The sequence below is a fragment of the Romboutsia sp. 13368 genome, from assembly GCF_018336475.1.
In the GTDB taxonomy this organism is placed as follows: Bacteria; Bacillota; Clostridia; order Peptostreptococcales; family Peptostreptococcaceae; genus Romboutsia.
In genome coordinates, this window is the sequence record NZ_CP048741.1 from 954257 (window position 1) to 955439 (window position 1183).

Below are 1183 nucleotides of genomic sequence, written 5' to 3' on the forward strand. Positions count from 1 at the left end.
AAAATAAGCTTAATAAAATGACTAAACAAAATTTAAAATAATAGTATAACTTTCTAAAATATATTACAAATAAAAAAGGAGCATATGCTCCTTTTTATATTACCTTTTTAAGTTCATTTAGTGAATTGTTTTCTAATAATGATTTTATTTTAGCTCTATCACTTATAAATTGATTATAAACATTATCTGAAATAGATTCATCTCCATAAACTCTCCAATATCTAGTTTTACAGAATTTATACTTACCATATCCCATAAATCCTACAACGTCCTTTAATGGATATCCTAAGAATATACCTATTTCATGAGGGAAATCCTTAGTATGAAGTTTATCTATTAATACTTTTATGTATTCTTCTAAATCATAGTTAGATGGATATCCTACAAATCTTAAAAAGTTTAAACATTTTTTATTACTTAATACTTTAGACAAGGAGTTTTTATTCATAAATACTATACGAACTCCACCATCGTGTATATTAATTATTTCATAAGATAATTTTGTACAATTACTAAAGAATAATTTTATATCATTTAATTTAGAATCTTTATCCTTGTCTTTGCATGATAAGTTTAAAATTTCGGCAGGTTTAGAACCAAGAATTACTGGGCCTAAAACTTCTATTAACCATTTTATATAAGATGAATTTATTTTATTTTCACAACAATTTTTATTACAAATTTTCATATTTACCTCCTGGAATTGAAAATTATTATCATTTAATTATATAATAACATATTTGATAATAATTATCAATAATAAAAAATATTAATTGACAATCAATATCAATAAGACTACTATACTTATATAATGATTAGTTTATCCAATAATAAAAAATAGATTAGATAAAATTTATTTTCTAAATTATAAAGGAGTGTAGTGGATATGAGTATAGTAGTAATAGGCGGTAACGAAAGAATGGAAAGTTGCTATAAATCTATAGCAAAATCTTTCGGGTATAAGACTAAAATTTATACTAAAATGTGTAGAAAAATGAGCAATTCTATAGGAAGTCCAGATGCAATAATTATATTCACATCAACTGTTTCTCATAAAATGACTATGAAAGCTGAAGAAGAGGCTAAAAGACAGAATATACCAATACTTAGAAGTCATAGTAGTGGAAAAGTAGCCTTTGAAAATTGTGTAAAAGAAATTAAATATTGCATAGGTGATTGTAAT

At 23.5% G+C, this 1183-nt stretch carries 2 protein-coding genes; one reads left to right on the forward strand and one right to left on the reverse strand.

Features of this window, described 5'->3' with window-relative positions; genetic code table 11:
- Positions 1-94 precede the first annotated feature (94 nt).
- The gene (locus tag G3997_RS03810) at positions 95-688 is read right to left on the reverse strand and encodes a DUF3793 family protein (RefSeq protein ID WP_296648381.1); all 594 of its coding nucleotides are present in this window, start codon (positions 686-688) and stop codon (positions 95-97) included.
- A 198-nt stretch (positions 689-886) separates the two neighbouring features.
- Here G3997_RS03810 and G3997_RS03815 point away from each other — a divergent pair.
- Positions 887-1183, forward strand: a 297-nt coding sequence (locus G3997_RS03815; protein ID WP_296648384.1) for a DUF2325 domain-containing protein, incomplete at its 3' end; no start/stop codon positions are given.